The 20,704-nt window shown below is 66.9% G+C and carries 11 protein-coding genes; 6 read left to right on the top strand and 5 right to left on the bottom strand.

The genetic code is table 11. The features are described 5' to 3' along the window. Nucleotides 1-12 precede the first annotated feature (12 nt). The 4 genes from CRO39_RS13195 to CRO39_RS13180 form a co-directional block, all read right to left on the bottom strand. Nucleotides 13-1,350 carry a DUF1501 domain-containing protein gene (locus CRO39_RS13195; RefSeq protein WP_097122416.1) on the bottom strand — a complete coding sequence of 446 codons (1,338 nt, stop codon included), beginning with the start codon at nt 1,348-1,350 and terminating at the stop codon, nt 13-15. 274 nt (nt 1,351-1,624) lie between these two features. Continuing rightward, the gene (locus CRO39_RS13190; RefSeq protein WP_097122415.1) at nt 1,625-3,637 is read right to left on the bottom strand and encodes a DUF1800 domain-containing protein; all 2,013 of its coding nucleotides are present in this window, start codon (nt 3,635-3,637) and stop codon (nt 1,625-1,627) included. 154 nt (nt 3,638-3,791) lie between these two features. Next, complete coding sequence (locus CRO39_RS13185; RefSeq protein WP_097122414.1) at nt 3,792-4,796, bottom strand: extracellular catalytic domain type 1 short-chain-length polyhydroxyalkanoate depolymerase; 1,005 nt, start codon at nt 4,794-4,796, stop codon at nt 3,792-3,794. Between the two features lie 69 nt (nt 4,797-4,865). Beyond that, entirely contained in the window at nt 4,866-6,269 is a 1,404-nt protein-coding gene (locus CRO39_RS13180; RefSeq protein ID WP_097122413.1) for a GntP family permease, read from the bottom strand. A 173-nt stretch (nt 6,270-6,442) separates the two neighbouring features. Between CRO39_RS13180 and CRO39_RS13175 the strand changes: the two genes are divergently transcribed. Next, entirely contained in the window at nt 6,443-8,638 is a 2,196-nt protein-coding gene (locus CRO39_RS13175; protein ID WP_097122412.1) for a TonB-dependent receptor, read from the top strand. Nucleotides 8,639-9,191: 553 nt separating this feature from the next. On the opposite strand, the gene CRO39_RS13170 is transcribed toward CRO39_RS13175, so the two are convergent. Beyond that, nucleotides 9,192-10,727, bottom strand: coding sequence for a class I adenylate-forming enzyme family protein (locus tag CRO39_RS13170; protein WP_097122411.1), 1,536 nt, complete (start codon nt 10,725-10,727; stop codon nt 9,192-9,194). A gap of 177 nt (nt 10,728-10,904) precedes the next feature. Here CRO39_RS13170 and CRO39_RS13165 point away from each other — a divergent pair, with 177 nt between their 5' ends. The 5 genes from CRO39_RS13165 to CRO39_RS13145 all read left to right on the top strand — a co-directional run bounded on the left by CRO39_RS13165 (nt 10,905) and on the right by CRO39_RS13145 (nt 20,645). Further along, nucleotides 10,905-11,774, top strand: coding sequence for an alpha/beta fold hydrolase (locus CRO39_RS13165; RefSeq protein WP_097122410.1), 870 nt, complete (start codon nt 10,905-10,907; stop codon nt 11,772-11,774). 3 nt (nt 11,775-11,777) lie between these two features. Beyond that, nucleotides 11,778-12,260 carry a MaoC family dehydratase gene (locus CRO39_RS13160; RefSeq protein ID WP_097122409.1) on the top strand — a complete coding sequence of 161 codons (483 nt, stop codon included), beginning with the start codon at nt 11,778-11,780 and terminating at the stop codon, nt 12,258-12,260. Between the two features lie 43 nt (nt 12,261-12,303). Further along, the gene (locus CRO39_RS13155; RefSeq protein WP_097122408.1) at nt 12,304-15,642 is read left to right on the top strand and encodes a hybrid sensor histidine kinase/response regulator; all 3,339 of its coding nucleotides are present in this window, start codon (nt 12,304-12,306) and stop codon (nt 15,640-15,642) included. A gap of 228 nt (nt 15,643-15,870) precedes the next feature. Continuing rightward, complete coding sequence (locus tag CRO39_RS13150; protein ID WP_097122407.1) at nt 15,871-16,359, top strand: NUDIX hydrolase; 489 nt, start codon at nt 15,871-15,873, stop codon at nt 16,357-16,359. A gap of 785 nt (nt 16,360-17,144) precedes the next feature. Next, nucleotides 17,145-20,645 (top strand): PAS domain-containing hybrid sensor histidine kinase/response regulator, encoded by a 3,501-nt coding sequence (locus tag CRO39_RS13145; RefSeq protein ID WP_162125719.1) that lies wholly within the window; start codon nt 17,145-17,147, stop codon nt 20,643-20,645. The last annotated feature ends 59 nt before the right edge of the window (nt 20,646-20,704 follow it).

Genomic DNA, 20,704 nt, shown 5'->3' with positions numbered 1-20,704 from the left:
ATCGGGGGTGGGTCATGCCTGCACCGCAATATCGGTCCCTTGCACGATCCCCAGCGGCGCATAGCCGCTGTAGCCGGGGAAGATCTGGCCGAGGTTGGGGTTGGCCATGCGCCGGATCATGATTTCGGAGAACACGCGGCGGTAGTCGGTGGTGACCGGTACGTCGCCGAAGGTGGGCGACAGCGTTTCCGGGTTCAGGCCGGGCCAGGTGCCGAAGAAGCGGCGGCCGTTGACCGGGCCGCCGAGCACCAGCAGCGGGTTGCCGTAGCCGTGGTCGGTGCCGTTGTTGGCGTTGGCGCGCACGCGGCGGCCGAATTCGGACTGCACGATGACGGTGGTGCGCGCCATCTGGCCGGTGCTGTTGAGTTCGTTGAAGAAGGCGTACAGCGCTGCCGACAGTTCGTTGATCTTGTTCTGGTAGTAGTGGTAGCCGCTGCCGGCGGTGCCCTGGCCTTCGTGGGTGTCCCAGCCGCCCAGATCCAGCGTGGCGTAGCGCAGGCCCAGGTTGAAGCGGATGCTCTGGGCGATGGTCCACAGTTGCTGGGCGAAGTTGCCGGTGGGCCAGCTGGCCGGCAGGCTGGCGTAGCCCTGCTGACCGATCAGCTTCAGCGCGCCATCGGCGCGGCGGCCGTTGATCTGCAGGCCGGTCTGGCCGCCCCACAAGTCGCCGAGTGTTTCGTTGACGCCGCGGAAGCCTGCCGGCGAGCCGGAACGCGCCATCTGCCACTGCCAGGCGCCCGAATTCAATGAGAAATCGGCCGGGCTGCTCATCGTCAGCGCGTCGACCGCACCCATCAGTCCGGCCGGCTGGGTGCCGCTGATGCCCAGCGCCGGCAGCGTCGCGGCCGGCGTACCGGAGGCGCGGGTTTCCCAGGCGCGGGTCATCCAGCCGGTCGGCGAACCGTATTTTCCGGGCGTGCCCAGGTCGATATACAGCTGCGCATCGAAATGGCTGCGGGTCACCGCGGTGCTCATGCCGCAGGCGTGCACGATGGCCAGCTTGCTGTCGTTCCACAGATCGCGCAGGCCGCTGGCCGACGGGTGCAGGCCGAATCCGGTGGCGGAGCCGTTGGCCAGCGTCAGCGGCAGCGCGCCATAGGCACCGCTGGCGGCGATCTGCAGGCTGGGGCGCGCCTCCTCGTAGAAGGCCCGGTCCTGGCCGCTGATCGGCACGACCAGGTTCAGGCCGTCCATGCCGCCGCGCAGGAACAGGTGCACGACGGTGTCGTAGCTGTTGGCGGCGGCGAAGGCGCGGTCGGCGAACATCATCGACGTGCCGGCGGCGCCGACCACGGCGGCGCTGCAGCAGCCCTTGAAGAATTCCCGGCGGGTCAGTTTGAAATCGCTCATTGGGTCGACCTAGGGCCTGTTAACGTTATTGGGATGAGTCACGTTGCTTCCTCGCCTCGCCAGGGGCTTGTGCGCGGCGTAGCGGCAGGCTGGCCGCCTGTTCAAGCCGCGCGCGAGTTCCTGGCGAGGCGGGGAAGCAACCCAGCGGGCCACGACCCAGTGCGCACGGGGCCGCGTCATCATTCGGGCGTGTATCGACATACATTTCCTCATTCTTCCTTGCCCCGTACGCACTGGATCGCGGCGTGGCTTATCCCAATAGCGTTAACAGGCCCTAGCGGCTCATGAATTCGGGGGACATCAGGATCAGCGAGACCAGGCTGCGCAGGCGCTGATGGTTGTAATGGCGTTTCAGATCGCTCTGCGCCCAGACGTCGTTGTCGGGAATGACGTAGCTGGCCGGGTCGCCGTTCTGGGCCATGAAATTCACCAGCGTCTGCTTGCGCGCGGCTTCCGGCTGGTAGCCCAGGATGCGGTTGCACCAGAACGTCACCAGGTTGTTGGCCGTCCACGACGCCACGCCGCTGCGGGTGGCAGCCAGGACGGGGCTCAACGGCACCTCGCCGTCGTTGGTTTCGGTCAGCCAGTTCAGCAGTTTCCAGGTCATCGCGAACGAGTTGGAACCCGACCACGCCAGGCCGGTGTCCGGGTAGCCGTTGGGCGCGGCCCAGTTGTACGGCGTGTGGCCGGTGAAGCCGACCCGCCACATGAACTCATCGCTCTTGCCGTGGTCCGGCCGCGGGGTCCAGTCGTGGCCGAGCGCACGCATCGCCGCCACCGTGGCTTCGAACGGACGCCGGTTCTTCATGCCCCAGCTGTTGATCATGTCTTCGGAATTGAGGATGTGGCGCAGGGTGATTTCGATCTGGTTGGGGTGTTGCCAGTTGGCGCGGAAGATCGCCGCGGCGCTGTCGATCAGTTTCTGGCTTGGGGTATCGCTGACGAAGCGGCGGATCAGCTTCTTGCAGATGAACTTGGCCACGCGCGGATGGCTGGCCAGCCGGTCCATCACGTCGCGGCCGTCCTTCAGCGCCGGCTGCTCGGGATAGATCAGCGTGCCCAGCAGGAATTTCGGCCCGGCATCGTGCCAGGACTGGCGGTAGACGAACGTGCCATCGTTCTCGCTGGGGAACTGCCAGTGGCCGTTCTTGACCGACCAGCCGGTGAATGCGGCCGAGGTCTCGTAGACGTCGATGTCGGTATAGCCGATGGGGTAGGCCGGGTCTTCCGGACACGGCGGCACCTGGAACGGATCCATGAAGCCCAGGTAGTTCTCGGCGCCCAGGGTGTGCAGCTCCAGCAGTTCGCGTGCCCAGTTTTCGTTGGGGCCGGAACGCGAGTTGCTGACATTGTCCAGGTAGTAGAGCATCGCCGTGCTCTGGGCCACCAGTTCCAGCATGGTGCGGAAATTGCCTTTTGCATTGGCGCGGATCACGTCGCGGTCGTAGTGAACGAACACCGGCGCGATGCTGAATTCGGTGCCCTGCACATTGAAATGGTCGTGCCAGAAATTGACCAGCACTTCGCGCAGCTGCCGGCGCGAGTAGGCGGCGCGCACGTAGGCGGCGCGCTGCACTTCGGTGGCGGGGCGGACGCGCACGGCATTTTCGGGTTCGGCCAGTATGTGATCGCTCCACAGCTGAGTCAGCGATTTGCCCAGCGTGGTGTAGCCGGCCTGGCTCAGCCGGGTTTCCACCGCGGCATCGCTGATGCTGTTCCAGTCCAGTTGCCAGTCCACGTAGTTGGCCAGCCGCTGCTTGTCGGTACTGCCCAGCGCATTGAACTCGCTGATCGTGGTCGGGGTGGCGCCATAGCTCAGGCGGTTGAGCATGCGCACCGCGAACGGCGGGCTGGGCAGGGTCAGAAGCCGCGGCGCCGACAGGCCGGCCATCGAACGGCCGCTGGTGTCTGCGCCAGCGGTGGTAACGACTGGCCCGGCCGCTGCAGGCCCGGCTAGGCTTTCGGTGGTTTCCTGCTTGGGCGCCGGCGCGGGCTGGCTGGCGCGGCCGCCATACAGGTTGCGGTGGCGCTGCCGGATTTGCCGTTCCAGCGCCAGCGGCGACACCGCGGGGGATCCGGACTGGCGGGCGGGCGCGTTTGCAGGCGCTGGCCAGAGGGATGAAGGCGAAGCCGGCGTCTGCGCGGCCCGGGCCTGGATGCGCCGGGTCCAGTACGAACTGCCTTCGATGGGTTGCAGCGTACCCAGCGTTTCATCGAAGCCTTCGCCGGCCAGCAGATTGCGTTCACGGATTCCGGACAACCGGAAGTGCAACGGACGTCGCGCCATGGTCTTTGCTCAAGATTCCCCAATAGGCAAAAGTATCAGGGATGTCGCCGCCGCGGAATGCGACCTGGCGCACAGGCCTATCAACCCCCGCGCCAGGCGCATGACGTTCGAGTCCCGGTTTTCCCGGGCGATATCCACCCTGCGGCTAGACGCCTCAGCGCATCCTGTCCTTGAAGAACAGCCAGGTGATCAGGCTGGCGTCGGGACCGCCCGGATCGGTGAACGGATAATTGCCGTCGCCGCCGCTCCAGGCGTGGCCCATGCCGTGAACCAGGTAGTGCTGCGCCAGCACCTTGCCGCCGTAGCTGTAGGTCTCGACGGTGTAGCTCCTGCCGCCGGGAATCTGATGGGTCGCCACGCTGGTGGCGGCACTGCCGACCGAATCGTTGTCCTGGCGGTCGTCGCCCAGGTCGCTGGTCTGCAGGAACTGGCGCACGGTCTGGCGTCCGTTGACAGGATTGACGGTGGCATCGGCGCTGCCGTGGAAGACCAGCATCGGCAGCTGCCGCGGCGATGGCGAGCCGGCGCATTCCCAGGCGCGGCGGCCGCGTTCATCCGGCGAATAGATGCTGCCGTTGAGCAAGGCGTAGGCGCCGCCGGAAAGCGTGGTGGCCGCTTTGTACATGCCGCCGGCGTGCACCGCGCCGGCGGCGAACACGTCCGAATAGCAGGCCAGCATGATCGAGGTCATCGCGCCGCCGGCGGAAATGCCGGTGACGTGGACCCGGCGTTCGTCGATGCGGTAGTGGGATTTCACTTGCGCGACGATGCCGGCCAGGATCGAGGGCTCGCCGGCGCCGCGCGACTGGTTGATGGCCAGCGGCCAGTTCCAGCAGCGGCTGGGATTGGCGCTGACGTTCTGGCGCGGATAGACGATCACGAAGCGCTCGGCATCGGCGATCTCGTTGAAGCGGCTGGCTTCGGCCATCAGGTTGGGGCCGGTCACGCAACCGTGCAGCACCAGCAGCAACGGCAATTGATCGTTGCCGTCGGCATAGCCGGCGGGCAGCCAGACCTGGTATTCGCGGGCGCCGTAGAGATTGCCGTACAGGCCGAATTCCCAATGTCCGCTGGCAGCGGCGCTGGATTGGCCGAAGGCCGGCATGGAAAGCAGAGTGGCGATCAGTACCCAGCAGAAACGACATGCGAACGTGTTCATGCGTATTCCCTCGCTTGAGGATTGGTTGGGGTGATGCTCCAGACGTGGGGAATGGGAAGAATGGCCGGCTTACACCCAGCCGGTGGCGTAGAAGATGCCGATGATCACGAACACCGCCAGCGTCTTGATGACGGTGATGGCGAAGATGTCCTTGTAGGACTGGCGGTGGGTCAGGCCGGTCACCGCCAGCAGCGTGATCACCGCGCCGTTGTGCGGCAGGCTGTCCATGCCGCCGGAAGCCATCGCCGCGACCCGGTGCAGCACTTCCATCGGAATGCCGGCGGCCTGGCCGTTGGCGATGAAGGTTTCCGACATCGCCGCCAGCGCGATGCTCATGCCGCCGGAGGCCGAACCGGTGATGCCGGCCAGCGAGGTGACGGTGATGGCCTGGTTGACCAGCGGGTCGGGGATGCTGCTGAGCGCATTGGCCACCACCAGGAAGCCCGGCAGCGCGGCGATGACCGCGCCAAAACCGTACTCGGAGGCGGTATTCATGGCCGCCAGCAGCGAGCCGCCGATGGCCGACTTGGTGCCTTCGGCGAAGCTGCGCGAAACCGGCTTCCACGCCAGCACCAGCACGCTGACAATGCCGACCAGCAGCGCGCCTTGCACCGCCCAGATCGCGGCCACCTTCGACACTTCCTGCACCACCGGCGCGGCGCTGCCCATCACCGCCGGGACGAATTCATGGCTGTCGCCGTAGTAGCGCGGGATCAGCACGGTGAACAGCTTGTTGCACACGGTCACCAGCAGCAGCGGCAGGATCGCGATCCAGGCGCTGGCCAGCTTGCTGCCGGCGAAGGGGGCGGGTTCGTTGATCAGCGCGGCGGGGTCGCCATAGCCTTCGCCTGCGGCCAGCGCCTTGCGCCGGCGCCACTCCAGGTAGCTCATGCCGACCACCAGGATGAATACGCCGCCCAGCGTGCCCAGCACCGGTGCGGCCCAGGTATCGGTACCGAAGAACGCGGTGGGAATGATGTTCTGGATCTGCGGCGTGCCGGGCAGCGCATCCATCGTGAAGGTGAAGCCGCCCAGCGCCAGCGTGGCCGGGATCAGGCGCTTGGGGATGTCGCTCTGGCGGAACAATTCCGCTGCGAACGGATACACCGCAAACACCACCACGAACAGCGACACGCCGCCGTAGGTGAGCAGGCCCGACACCACCGCTATCGACAGCATCGCCCGCTGCGCGCCGAACAGGCGGATGACGGCGGCGACGATGGACTTGGAGAAGCCGGAGATCTCGATCAGCTTGCCGAACACCGCGCCCAGCAGGAATACCGGGAAGTACAGCTTCAGAAAGCCGACCATCTTTTCCATGAACAGGCCGGTGAACATCGGCGCGACCAGCGACGGATCGGTCAGCAGCACCGCGCCCAGCGCGGCGATCGGCGCGAACAGGATGACGCTGTAGCCGCGGTAGGCCACGAACATCAGGAAGCTGAGCGCGGCCAGCACAATCAGGAAGGACATCAACGGATCCCCGGCTCGCGCCGACTCAAGTTGCGGCGAGTATCGGCAGCGCAGGCGGTGCCGGCCCACTGTACGAAGGTACAAGTGCCCGCAACGGCTGCAGTCTCTAGCCTTGGCTGCGAATCGGCCAGCTTGGCCGCCGTCATGTCGTACCCGGGAGGAGGGGAGACCTTATGAAGCGCAAGCACCTTAGCTTGGCGATCGGTTGTGTGTTGCTGGCACCAGCAGCGTGGGCGCAGGACACCGCAGGCGAGGCCGGCGATGCGCCGGCCAGCAGGGCCACCACGCTGGATGCGGTGACCGTCACCGCGCGCAAGCGCGAGGAAACCCTGCAGGACGTACCGGTGGCGGTCACCGCGTTCACGCCGGAAACGCTGGACAAACTGAACATCGAGGACATCGGCGATCTGGATGCGCAGGTGCCCAACCTGACCATCTACGCCGCGCGCGGCGCCAGCAGCACGGTCACCGCCTATATCCGCGGCGTCGGCCAGTCCGATCCCACCTGGGGCGCCGACCCGGGCGTGGGCATCTATCTGGACGATGTCTATATCGCACGTCCGCAGGGCGCGTTGCTGGACGTGTTCGACGTCGGCCGCATCGAGGTGCTGCGCGGGCCGCAGGGCACGCTGTACGGCAAGAACACCATCGGTGGCGCCATCAAGTACATTTCGCGCGGCTTGCCCAAGGAAACCGAGGGCTTTGGCCAGATCACCGTGGGCAACTACAACCAGCTCGATGCCAAGGCCGCCATCGGCGGCCCCATCGGCGGCGTCGACAGCGGCCTGCGCGCGCGCGTGGCGGTGGCCAGCCTCAACCGCGACGGTTTCGGTGAGAACGTCATCACCGGTGAGCCCATCAGCGACAAGGAAATCAACGCGGCGCGCTTCAACCTGGGCGCCTATGCCGGCGACGATCTGGATATCCAGTTCGCGCTGGACTGGATCGACGACAAGTCCGGCATGCGCGGGTCCAGGATGCTGGCGCCCAATCCGTTCACGCCCGCCTATCCGCCGATGGACGACCGCTACGACGTGCGTTCGGGCATGCCCAACCACAACAACGTGGAAACCAAGGGCGCCTCGGCAACGGTGAACTGGCGCCCGAACGACGACTGGACGTTCAAGTACGTGATCGCCAAGCGCGAATCCGACACCGAAGGCAATATCGATTTCGACACCACCCCGGCCAAGATTGCCGACGTGGTGGGCATCTACTTTGATGAGCAGGTCAGCAACGAGCTGCAGGTCAACTACGACGGCGGTGGCCGCGTGCGCGGCGTGGTCGGCCTGTACCAGTTCGATGGCGAGGCCGGCGGCCAGATCCGCAACAACTTCTTCAATCTGTTGTTCGGCGATACCCGCGGCACCGTGTACACCGAGAGCATCGCGCTGTACGCCGACTGGACCTTCGACCTGACCGACCGCCTCAAGCTGGATGTCGGCGCGCGCTACACCGACGAGGACAAGCGCGCGGTGGTGTTCAACCGTTCGTATTCGGACGCCACCTTCACCACGCCGACCGCAGTGGTGGCCGACTTCGACAAGACCACCAACTTCAAGAACGTCTCGCCCAAGGTGTCGCTGGATTACGCCATCACCCCGGACATCATGGTGTACGGGCTGGCCACGCGCGGCTTCAAGTCCGGTGGCTACAACATCCGCGCCAATGCGGTGGCGGTGCCGCGTTCGGCCGAACCGTTCGATGACGAGACCGTCGACAGCTACGAAATCGGCACCAAGATGGCATTTCTGGATCAGCGCCTGTTCCTGAATCTGTCGGCCTTCCACAACCGCTACAAGGACATCCAGCTGTCGGTGTTCACCAGTTTCGACAGCAATGGCGACGGCACCGAGGACTCGTTCTTCGGCGACTTCACCAATGCAGGCAAGGGCACGGTCAACGGCCTGGAAGTCGAATACCAGTGGCTGCCGACCGCCAACTGGCTGATTTCCGGCAACCTGGCCTGGCTGGATGCCAAGTACGACGAATACATCGATGCCGGCGTCAACGTGGCCGACAGCAAGGAGTTCACCAATGCGCCGGAATTCTCCGGAGCGCTGAATGTCGAATACCGCATGGACCTGGCCAACGGCGGCAATCTATCGGCGCGGGTGGGCTACAGCTACCAGAGCGAAGTGTGGCCGACCACCGATCTGAGCCCGGCCATCATGCAGGACGGTTACGGCCTGCTCAATGCCGGCGTGATCTGGCGCGCCAGCGATGCCTGGAGCTTCTCGCTGCAGGGCAGCAACCTGACCGACAAGGAATACCGCACCACCGGCTACAACATTCCTGCGGTGGGTTCGCTGCTGGGCTTCTATGGCCCGCCGCGTCAGTACACCTTGTCGGCGCGTTTCGATTTCTGAGGCCGGTTGCGATCGGAAGCAATGCAAGAGGCGGGACTTCGGTCCCGCTTTTTTTTAGGTTCTTCTTCCGTTTCCGGGGATGTCGGCTTCGGTGGGCTCGACTTCGGTAGGAGCCGCCGCCCGTCAGGCTGGGGGTGCTCCGCCCTCCTGACGACGTCGTGTCTTTACGTCGGGCTGCAGTCTCGTTCCGCTTCGCGGCCCGAACCGGCCCGGCGCAGCGCGCCGGGCGTTCGCCAAGGCGCGCGGCAGTGCCGCGCCAACCGCCTTGGCTCACCCATGGCCTGCTCTCCGCACCCCCAGCCCGCCGGCCGTCGCCTTTGGACAGTTGACAGATCGCGACTTCGGACAGGTCCTTTCGGGCGCCGACCAGCGGTCCAGAATCCGGTGGCCAGGGCAGTGCGGGACCGTCCGCGGCATGGATGCCGCGGAAGAGCCTGCATGGACGCATTTACGGCGTGTCCCGCACTGCCCTGGCCACCGGATTCCACTTAGACGTTCCCCGCACTTGGGAGAAGAACCTTTTCCTTAGGGCTCAGCCCGTCGCTGCGTCTGATCAGTCCAACGCCGCCAGATAGGCCTCGCGCAGTTCGCGCTTGAGGGTCTTGCCGGCGACGTTGCGCGGCAAGTCATGCAGTATCTGCACGTCGCGGAGGCGCTGGAAACGCGCCGACACGTTGGCGTTTATCCAGTCCTGCAGTTCTGCGGAGTCGACTACAACGTCTGCCTTCAGCACCACCGCGGCCACCGGGCACTCGCCCCAGCGCGGATCGGGCACGCCGAACACTGCGACCTCGCGTACCGCCGGGTGCCGTGCGGCGACCTCCTCGATATCGCGCGGATAGACATTGACGCCGCCGGAGATGATCAGGTCCTTGCGGCGGTCGACCAGGTGCAGGAATCCATCGCCATCGACAAAACCCAGATCGCCGGTATGCAGCCAGCCATCGACGATCGCCGCCGCGGTGAGTTGCGGCTGGCGATGGTAGCCCGGCATCAGCAACGGGCCGCGGCCGACGATCTCGCCGACTTCGCCGGTATCGGCTTCGCTGCCGTCTTCGTGCAGGATTCGCAGGCCGTGGTAGGGCAGCGGAATGCCGACACTGCCCGGATGGGCGGCGCTGTCGGCGCCGTCCAGTACCGTCGCGAAACCTTCGGTCAGCCCGTACAACTCGTATACCGCGCCGGGCAGCAGTTCCTGCAGGCGCTGGCGGTGCTGCTGCGGCAGCGGCGCGCCGACCGAACAGAGCATCTTCAGCGATGCCAACGCCTCGGCGCAGCAGCCCGGCGCGGCCAGAACCGCGGCTATCTGCGAGGGAACCATCATCACATGGGTCACCGACTCGCGGCGCACCGTGTCGATGAAACCTGTCGCATCGAAGCCGGATTCCAGCAGGTAGACGCAACCCTGCTGCCACGCCGGCATCAGCGTGGTGAACGCACCGTTGAACACCAGCGAACCGGCATGCATGACCACGCTTTCCGGGCCTATTCCGAATGCCGCGGCGAGTTGCAGCGCATAGGCCATGCGGATGCGGTGGGTCAGCACGATGCCCTTGGGCGCACCGGTGGTGCCGCTGCTGTACATGATGTTGAACGGGGTTTCCGGATCGACCTCATCGGCTTCGACATCCGGTGCCAGATCAGAAGCTGCCGCCAGCAATGTTTCGTAGCCGGCATAGGCGTGGCTGGCGGTATCGACCGTCACCCACTGGCGCACCGGCAAATCCGGACAACTGGCCCGCAACGCATCGGCCACCGGTTGCAGCGAGGCCTGGGTGAAGACCGCGGCAGCACCCGAATCGCGCAGCACCACGGCCAGGCCGGCGGCCTGCAACAACGGACTGACAGGTACCGCGACGATGCCCAACAGCGCGCAGGCACGGTAGAGCTCCAGCAGTTCCACCCGGTTGGCCATGAAGATCGCCACCGCATCGCCACGACCCAATCCGATGCCGGCCAGCGCCGATGCGCAGCGCTGCACGCGCTGATGGTGCTCGGGATGGCTGATGCGGCGGCCGCCGCAGATCAGCGCGGTCTTATGCGGGCGGTAGCGCGCCCAATGTCCCAGCAGCGAACCGGTGGTCGCCATGCGCAGTCTCCGGCGAATGCGAAAGGAAGGGCGGCCGCCGCGAACGCGGTGCCGCCACCATTCTCGCCATTGCCCGCGGACCGGGGATTGTCCGAAGGTACAGGTGCCAGTGGCGGCCATCGCCGCTACGGTGCCCGTGGGGCGAGCCTTTTCTCGCCCGAAGGATCGATCTGTCCGATGGCCTATCAGGATCTGTACTGGCGCAGCAGCGAAGGCCTGCGCCTGCATGCACGCGACTATGCTGCCGCAGGCGTGGGTGCGGCCAAGCTACCGGTGCTATGCGTCCCGGGACTGACCCGCAATTCGGCCGATTTCGGCGAACTGGCGGAGCGGATCTCGGCGCAGGGACGTCGCGTGCTGGCGCTGGATCTGCGCGGGCGCGCCGGATCCGAGTACGGCAAGCGTTCCCGCTACCGGCCGCCGGTCTACGCCGACGACGTGCTGGCGTTGATGCGGCAACAGGCGATACCGCGCGCCGTGTTCATCGGCACCTCGCTGGGCGTGCTGGTGACGATGACCGTGGCGTCGAAGCGGCGCGATGCGGTCGCGGCCGCGGTGCTCAACGACGCCGGACCGGAAGTGTCCGACCAGGCGCTGGCACGGATAGCCGCCTACGCCGGCAAACCACTGGCGCCGATGAGCCGCGCCGAGGCGGCCGCCTACATCCAGCGCATCGCACAGGCGGTCTATCCACGCTATGGCCTGGCCGACTGGGAGGCGATGGTCGAACGCACGTTCCGGATGCTGCCCGATGGCCGCTGGGTGCTGGATTACGATCCGGCCATCGTACGCACCATCAATCCGTGGGTGCTGCGGCTGTTGCGGCCGCTGCTGTGGCGCAGCTATCGCAAGCTGGCGCGCGGCTGCCCGACGCTGCTGGTGCGCGGCGAAACCTCGGACATCCTGGGACGGGATCTGGCGCAGCGGATGGTCGCAGCGGCGCCGGGAACCCGCCTGGTCGAGGTGCCGGAAGTCGGGCATGCGCCCAGCCTGTCCGAGCCGGAAGCGCGCGCGGCCATCGCCGATTTTCTTGATGGGGTGGAATAGGCGATGGATACCCGAACCGCAGCCTTCGGAGATGACGCGTTGCAGGCGCTGCGCCACTGGTGCGAGCAGCCGCGTTGCAGCGAAAACTGGCTGACGATCGAGCAATCGCGCATCGACGCCTTCGCCGAGGCGACCGGCGACCGCTACTGGCTGCATACCGATCCGCAGCGCGCCGCTGGCGAAGGCCCGTTCGGCGGCACCATCGCCCATGGCTTCCTGTTGCTGTCGCTGACCGTCGGCGATGATGTGGCGGAAATCACCCGGCTGCCGGGTATCGTGCACGTACTCAACTATGGGCTGGACAAGGTCAGGTTCCTGGCGCCGGTTGCCAGCGGCGCGCGTATCCGCGTCCACTCGCGGCTGGACTCGTTGACCGAAAAACGTCCCGGCCAGTGGTTGTTGCGGCAGATCAAGACCATCGAGGTGCAGGGGCAGGCGGGGCCTGCGCTGATGGCCGAGCAGTTGACCCTGCTGATGCTGGCCTGAGCGCCGCAAGACAGTGGTGAACGCCAGCGTTTAGACTCCGCCCATGCTCAGCCCGCTGACCGTCATCATCGCCAGTCTGGCCTGGGCCGCGGTGCTTTTTGGCGTGGCCTTGTGGGGCGAGCGCAACACCTCGCGGCTGGGGCGCATCTGGCCGCTGGTGTATACGTTGTCGTTGGCGGTGCATTGCACGGCCTGGACCTACTACGGCGCGGTCGCGCAGGCGGTGCGCTGGCAGTTTCCGTCGCCGCCGACCTACCTGGGCATCGTGTTGCTGCTGGTGTTCGGCATCGGCTTTCTGCAGCGCCTGGGCCGGCTGACCCACGAGCACAACAGCGCTTCGTTGGCCGACCTGGTGACCTCGCGCTTCGGCAAGGACCGCCGCCTGGGCATTGCGATCACCGCGGTGGCGCTGCTGGGCATGGTGCCGTACATCGCCCTGCAGCTGAAAGCGGTGGCGCTGAGTTTCACCCTGCTGATTGGCGGCGATCCGAATGTGCAGCCGGCCTATCTGGACGCGTCGCTATGGATCGCGCTGGTGATGGCGGCCTTCACCATGTTGTTCGGCACCCGCCGCGCATCGGCGACCGAACACAACCGCGGCATCGTGCTGGCGCTGGGATTCGAGTCGCTGCTCAAGCTGGCCGCGTTGCTGGCGGTGGGCGCGTTCGTGGTATGGGGCAGCCATGCCGGCTATGCGGACCTGGCGCAGCGGGCGCAGTCGCTGCCGGCCGGCGTCTATGACGGCAGCTTCTATGCGCTGATGGGGCTCGGTGCGATTGCCATGTTCACGCTGCCGCACCAGTTCCATGTCGGCATTGTCGAACTGCGCAACAGCGGCGATCTGCGCGTGGCGCGCTGGCTGTTTCCGCTGTACCTGCTGGCCATCGCATTGCCGGTGCTGCCGATTGCATGGGCCGGCCAGCTCGATATCGGCGACCGGGTTTCGCCGGACCTGTACGTGCTGGCGCTGCCGTTGGCGGCCGGGCAGAAAGGGCTGGCACTGCTGACGTTCCTCGGCGGCATGAGCGCAGCCACCGGCATGGCGATCCTGTCGGCGCTGACGTTGTCGATCATGCTGGCCAACCACTGGATCAGCCCGCATTTCGTCCGCGATGCCGCGCGCGCCAGTTCCGGTTCCGACCTGCGGCCATGGGTGCTGGCCAATCGCCGCATCGGCATCGGCCTGGTGTTCGTGCTGGCCTGGCTGTACAGCCAGGCGATGTCCGGAGTGAAGGCGCTGGGCGATTTCGGCATCCTGTCGTTTTCCGCGCTGGCGCAACTGGCGCCGGCGGTGGTGCTGGCGGTGTACCGGCCGCGGCTGCCATCCGGCGCGTTGCTGGCCGGGCTGTTGCTGGGTTCGCTGGTATGGCTGTGGCTGATGCTGGTGCCCACCGCGATGCAGGCCGGGCTGGTGCCGCAGTTCGACCCCGGCGCGGGCTGGCGCTGGCTGACGCCGGAGGGATTCCTGGGGCTGGGCGAGCTGCATCCGGTCGCCCGCGGCGTGCTGGTCAGCCTGCTGGTCAATATCGCCACCATCTTCATGGTGGCGCGGTTCACGCCGCTCAAGCCGGATGCGGCGCGCGGCGGCATTGCGCTGGCCGCGCTGGAAAACGTGGCGCGGCGCTTCCTGCCCAAGGACTATGTGGGCAAGCTGGCCGAACAATGCGGCCAAGACGCCACCGCCGACGAGGCAACGGTGGCGGCGGTCGAACGCGAACTGGCCGCGGTGGTTGGTGTTTCCAGCGCGCGGCTGCTGATCGATGCGGCCTGGCGCGGCGAACGCGCGCCGCTGGATACCGTGGCCGAACTGGTCGGCGAGGCGACCCAGGCGCTGCGCTTCAACCAGCAGGTGCTGGAAGCGGCGCTGCAGAACATGAGCCAGGGCATCAGCGTGGTCGACCGCGAACAGCGGCTGGTGGCGTGGAACCGGCGCTACGCCGAGCTGTTCGGCTTCCCCGACGACTATTTGCAGGTTGGCCGTCCGATCGCCGATCTGACCCGCTGGGCGTTGCAACGCATGCCGCACCGTGGCCACGACGAACGTGCCCTGGAACGGCGGCTGGCGTTCATGCGCGCCGGCACCGCGCATCTGACCGAACGGGTATTCCCCGACGGCAGCATCGTCGAGATCCGCGGCAATCCGATGCCCGGCGGCGGTTTTGTCGCCACCTATACCGACGTCACCGCCTCGCGCCATGCCGAGCGCGATCTGAAGCAGGCCAACGAGACCCTGGAACAGCGCGTGGCCGACCGCACCGCGCGGCTGGAAACGGCCAAGCGCGAGGCCGAACACGCCAACGACGCCAAGAGCAGATTCCTCACCGCCATCGGCCACGACCTGTTGCAGCCGCTGCACGCGGCGCACCTGTTCACCGATGCGCTGGTGCAGCAACTGCCGGACCGGCGCCAGCGCGAATCGGCCGAACAGATCCGCGGCGCGCTGGATTCCACCACCGACCTGCTGACCGGCCTGCTGGACATGTCGCGGCTGGAAGCCGGCGGGCTGGTGCCGGAGCCGCGCGATTTCCCGCTGGCCGAAGTGCTGGAGCCGCTGGCTTCGGAATTCCGCGCGCTGGCCAGCGAACGCGGCCTGGGCTTCGACTACCTGCCCACGCGCGCCTGGGTGCATTCGGATCCGCAACTGCTGCGGCGCGTGCTGCAGAATTTCCTGGCCAACGCGGTGCGCTACACCGGCGCCGGACGCGTGGCGATAGGCGTGCGCCGCGCCGGACCGGGGCGGCTGCGGATTGAAGTGCGCGATACCGGCCCAGGCATTCCGGTCGCCGAGCAGTCCGTCATCTTCGAGGAATTTCGCCGTGGCGAAGACGCCAGCGGGCAGGGCCTGGGACTGGGCCTGTCGATCGCCGACCGTATCGCACGGCTGCTGCATGCACCGCTGACCCTGCGCAGCGCAGTGGGGCGGGGAACGGTGTTCGCGGTGACCTTGCCGCGCGCCGCGGCCCCGGAACGCAGCGTATCGGCCGGCGGCGGCAAGTCGGGGCTGGCTGGAAAGCGGGTGCTGGCGGTGGACAACGATCCGTTGGCGCTGTCGGCCTTGACGCAGGTACTGGAAGGCTGGGGCTGCCGGGTGTCGACCGCGGCCGATCAGGCGCAGGCGGAAGCGGTGCTGGCGCAACAGCCTGCCGATCTGTGGCTGTTCGACTACCACCTGGATGATGGCGACACCGGCGTGCAGCTGATGCAGCGGCTGTCGCAGCGTTTCGGCGCACGGCCATGCCTGATCCTGACCGCCGACCAGACCGAAGCGGTGCGGCGCGCGGTACATGAAGCCGAGCTCCCGCTGCTGCCCAAGCCGGTGCGGCCGCTGGCGCTGAAGTCGGTCATGGATCGTTTGCTGGCAGCGCGGCTGGTGGTGTCGTAAGCGTCGACAATTTCCTTGTGGAGCGACGTTGTAGGAGCGACGTGAGTCGCGATGGCGATAGACGGCCGGAATCGACAACAGCCTGTTCGTTTGTCTGCCGGACGCGCTGCGGCGCGTTCTTCATCGCGCACACCGGGCAGTTATCGGGGCGCCATCGCGACTCACATCGCTCCTACAGGGATACCGGCTCGCGTAGAATCGCCCGCGGATTCGCCAAAGACAAAGCTGATGCCTTACACCCCCATCGTCGCTACCCTGGGTTATGTGTTGTCGCCGGATCGTTCCCAGGTCCTGCTGGTCCACCGGAATGCGCGTCAGGAGGATCTGCATCTGGGCAAATACAACGGACTGGGTGGCAAGCTGGAACCGGACGAAGACGTGGTGGCCGGCATGCGCCGCGAGATCCACGAGGAGGCCGGCATCGACTGCAATGAGTTGAGCCTGCGCGGCACCATCAGCTGGCCGGGCTTCGGCAAGCACGGCGAGGATTGGCTGGGTTTCATCTTCGTCATCACCGACTATTCCGGTACGCCGTACACCAGCAATCCCGAGGGCACGCTGGAATGGGTGCCGGTGGAAAACATCATGGATCTGCCGTTATGGGACGGCGACCGCCATTTCCTGCCGCTGGTGTTCGACGACGATGCGCGCGCTTTCCACGGCGTGATGCCGTACCGCGACGGACGCATGGTGTCCTGGCGCTATTCGCGGGTGTGAGCGGTCAGCCGGCGGCATGCGGAAGGCCGCACAGCAGCAGATGGAACAACCGGTCCATGACATCGCAGTAGCGTGGTCGCTGGCTTCACAGCTTGCCAACGGTTGCGAAAAAACATCCGAAGCTGCGTTTTCTGTAGGAGCGACGTCAGTCGCGATGAAGCGCTACCGGTAAAGCCGAATCGCGACTCACGTCGCTCCTACAAGGATGAGATCTACTCATCTCATGCTCGCCAAAAGGCGATGACCGGCCGGGTGGGGGGAGAGTAGGCCATGCACGGCCTGCGGCCCGCATGAGGCAGGACAGCCAATATGAGGGCTGATCCACTCCCGCCTCGGCGGGTGGCGACTCATCTCGATGCCGCTATCCCCGCAAATCGAAGAAGAACCCAGGAAGCGCGAGGGCATCGCGTATCTGCGAGATTCCCGTTCAGGGTATCTGGCCGGTTTGGCGCGGCCTATCCCGACAGCGCCAGCACGCTCTAGAGCGTGTTATGAACTTTGGGATGAGATGCGTTGCTCGCCAGCGCCGTCGCAGCAAGGCGTCCGGTGCCGTCCTTGGGTGGTGCCCAAGGCCAGCCGGGCAACGCGGCTGCGGCGATGCTGGCGGGCAACCCTCCGGGAAGGCCGCTGTCGCGGCGCCATGCGGCGTTGCACGCCTTGGCCAGGCCACCAGCCTGACCGGCGGCGTGCGCCTTGCCTGCCACCGCGACAGCGGCCTTCGCACTCACCCCAAAGTCCATAACACGCTCTAGCATAGCGGCCGACGCCGATTGAGGACCGTGTCGATGCTGTTGCCGCAATGGCTGCTGTTGCTGGTGTCGCTGGCATACCTGGGATTGTTGTTCGGAGTCGCCTACTACGGCGACCGCCGCTCGCTGTACCCGGATCGCGCCTGGCTGCGGCCACTGGTGTACAGCCTGGCGCTGGGCGTGTACTGCACGGCCTGGACGTTCTATGCCGCCGTCGGAACCGCCGTCACCAGCGGCTGGTACTACCTGACCATCTACATCGGCCCGATGTTGCTGCTGCTGTTCGGGCATGGTCTGTATGCACGGCTGCTGCGGCTGGCGCGCGTGCACAACATCACCTCCATCGCCGACTTCATCGGTTCGCGCTTCGGCAAGAGCGCCTGGCTGGCGATGCTGGTCACCTGCGCGGCGCTGGTGGCGATGCTCCCGTACGTGGCGCTGCAGTACAAGGCGCTGGCCTTCAGCGTACGGGCGCTGCTGGGCCCGCCGCCGGACGATCTGCCGGTATGGGCCAGCGACACGTCGTTGTATGCCGCCGCGGTGCTGGCGCTGTTTGCAGTGCTGTTCGGCACGCGCAAGGTCGACGCCACCGAGCACCACCCAGGCCTGATGCTGGCGGTGGCGCTGGAATCGCTGGTCAAGCTGCTGGCCTTTGCTGCGGTAGCCTGGCTGGCCTGGCAGGTGCTGCCGTCGCTGGGGCGGATGGAATGGGCCGCGCAGTCGCTGCCGTTGGCGAAGACGCAGTGGCTGGCGCCGGAATTCTGGCTGCAGGGGCTGCTGGCGGCGCTGGGATTCTTCTGCCTGCCGCGGCAGTTCCAGGTCGGCGTGGTCGAATGCGCCGATGCGCGCGATCTGCGCTGGGGGCGTTGGGCCATGGTGGCGTATCTGGGCGCGTTCGCGTTGCTGGTGTTGCCGATCGCGATTGCCGCCACGCGGGTGGCGCGGCCGACCGCGTTGCCGACCGATGCGCTGGTGCTATGGCTGACCCAGGTGGAGGGCGGACAGGCGATGATGCTGGTGGCGTTCATCGGCGGGCTGGCGGCAGCCAGCGGCATGGTGATCGTGGTCAGCGTGGCCACCGCCACCATGGTCAGCAACGAGCTGGTGATGCCGTTGCTGACCCGCATCCGTGCATTGGGACTGGAGCGGCGCGAGGATCTGAGCCGGATCGTGCTGTGGATCCGGCGCGCGACCATCCTGTGTCTGGCGCTGGCCGCGTACGGCTATTCGCGCAGCCAGGCCTCGCAGGTCAGCCTGGCCACGCTGGGACTGATTTCGATGGTGGCGGTCGTGCAGATCGCGCCGGCGTTGCTGGGCGGCCTGTTGTGGCCGCGTGCCAGCCGGGTTGGCGCCGCCGCCGGGCTGGTGGCGGGCATGGCGCTGTGGGCGTACTGCCTGTTCGTTCCCAGCATCGTGGCGGGCGAACCCGCCGGACAGTTGTGGTTGCAGCAGGGACCTTGGGGCATCGCCCTGCTGCGTCCGCAGGCGCTGCTGGGCATCGGCTGGCTGGACCCGATCACGCATGGCCTGCTGTGGTCGTTGTCGGCCAACATGGCGTTGTTCCTGGCGTTTTCGCGGCTGCGGCCGCCGTCGTTGCATGAGCGGTTGTGGGCCGATGCCTTCCTGCTGCGCGATCGCTGGAACAGCGCGCCGCCGCCGGCCGAGGCGCTGCCGGCGGCGGTGCAGGTGGTCGATCTGGATGCGCTGCTGACGCGCATCGTCGGTGCCGAGGCGGCACGGCGGGCGTTGGACGAATACCGGCAGCGGGTGGGGCAGGCGTTGCCGGCCAGAGGCGTGGCCGACCGCGGGTTGCTGCAGCATGTGGAGCGTACGCTGGCCGGTGCGGTCGGTGCGCGTACCGCGCGCATCGTGCTGACCAGCGCGTTGCACCGCACCGGCGTGCAGATCGAGCAGGTGGTGGGGCTGCTGGACGTGACCGGGCAGGAGTTGCGCGCCAACCGGCACCTGCTGGAAGCGATGATGGAAAACGTCAGCCACGGCATCAGCGTGGTCGACGCGGAAGGCCGGCTGGTGGCCTGGAACGGCCGCTACCAGGAACTGTTCGACTATCCGCCCGGCATGCTCTATGTCGGCCGGCCGGTCGTGGATCTGATCCGCTACAACGTCGGCCGCGGCGAACTGGGCGAACTGACGCCGGAACAGGTGGAAGAACAGGTGCGCAAGCGCGTGGCCTTTCTGCAAAGCGGCTCCGCCTACCGCGCCCAGCGCATGCGCCGCAACGGCCAGGTGCTGGAATCGCGCGGCATGCCGATGCAGGGCGGCGGCTTTGTCACCACCTTCACCGACGTGACCGACTACAAGCGCGTGGAAAGCGAACTGCGCGAACTGACCGGCAACCTGGAACAGCGCGTGGCCGAGCGCACCGCCGAGCTCGAACAGGCGCTGCAGGCGCAGCGACAGGCCAAGCAGGAAGCGGAGGTGGCCAACGTCTCCAAGAACCGCTTCCTGGCTGCGGCCAGCCACGACCTGCTGCAGCCGATGAACGCGGCGCGCCTGTTCGTCTCGGCATTGCGCGATCATCCGCAGCTCGACGCCGGCGCGGCCGAGCTGGCCGAGCGCGTGGATGCCTCGCTGCGTGCGGCCGAGGAACTGCTGGATGGCCTGCTGGGCCTGTCGCGGCTGGAGTCGGGCGTGCTGCAGCCGGACATCCGCGCGTTCGCGCTGCAACCGTTGCTGGACGATCTGCGCGCGCAGTTCGAACCGCTGGCCGCACGTCGCCAGTTGCAGTTCCGCCTGCACGCGCCGGCAGGATTGAGCGTGGTCAGCGACCGCAAGCTGCTGCGGCGCATCGTCCAGAACCTGATCGGCAACGCCCTGCGTTACACCGCCGCGGGCGGCGTGCTGGTCGGCGTGCGGCGGCGCGGCGGCGCCCTGCAGTTGCTGGTATGCGATACCGGCCCCGGCATCGCGCCGGAATTGCAGAGCAAGGTGTTCGATGAGTTCAGCCGCACCGGCCTGGCCAGTCCGTGGGGCGAGAAGGGCATGGGACTGGGATTGAACATCTGCATGCGCATCGCGCAACTGCTGTCGCACCCGCTGGCGCTGCGCAGCGTGCCCGGACGCGGCAGCACGTTTACATTGCGCATCCCGCTGGCGCCGGTCGCGGCCCCGCCGCCTTCCGACGGCCCGGCGCCGCCGGCGCGGGGAAGGCTGGCCGGCCTGCGCGTGCTGTGCCTGGACAACGAAATCGAAATCCTGGCCGGCATGCGGGCGTTGCTGTCGCGCTGGGGTGTGCAGGTGCATCTGGCCGATTCCATCGCGGCGGCCGAATCGATCCTGCGCCGCCAACCGATCGACGCCATCCTTGCCGACTACCAGCTCGACGATGGCGAGACTTCGCTGCAGGCGCTGGACCGCTTCGCCGCGGTGAGCAAGGCGCCGGTGGCGATCCTGGCCGCCGATCCGGGCGAGGAGGTGGAACGCGAATGCGAGCGGCGCGCAATTCCGTTGCTGCAAAAGCCGGTCAAGCCGGCGATGCTGCGGGCGTACCTGGCGTCGTTGCCGCGCGTGGCGTGAAGCGGACAGATCCTTGCGGGAGTCGTGCCGGCATGCCGGTACGACTCCCACAAGCGTGA

The organism is Pseudoxanthomonas wuyuanensis, from assembly GCF_900215535.1.
In the GTDB taxonomy this organism is placed as follows: domain Bacteria; phylum Pseudomonadota; class Gammaproteobacteria; order Xanthomonadales; family Xanthomonadaceae; genus Pseudoxanthomonas_A; species Pseudoxanthomonas_A wuyuanensis.
The sequence above is the reverse complement of the archived record's forward strand: the minus strand, read 5'-3'. Positions and strand labels throughout refer to the sequence as shown.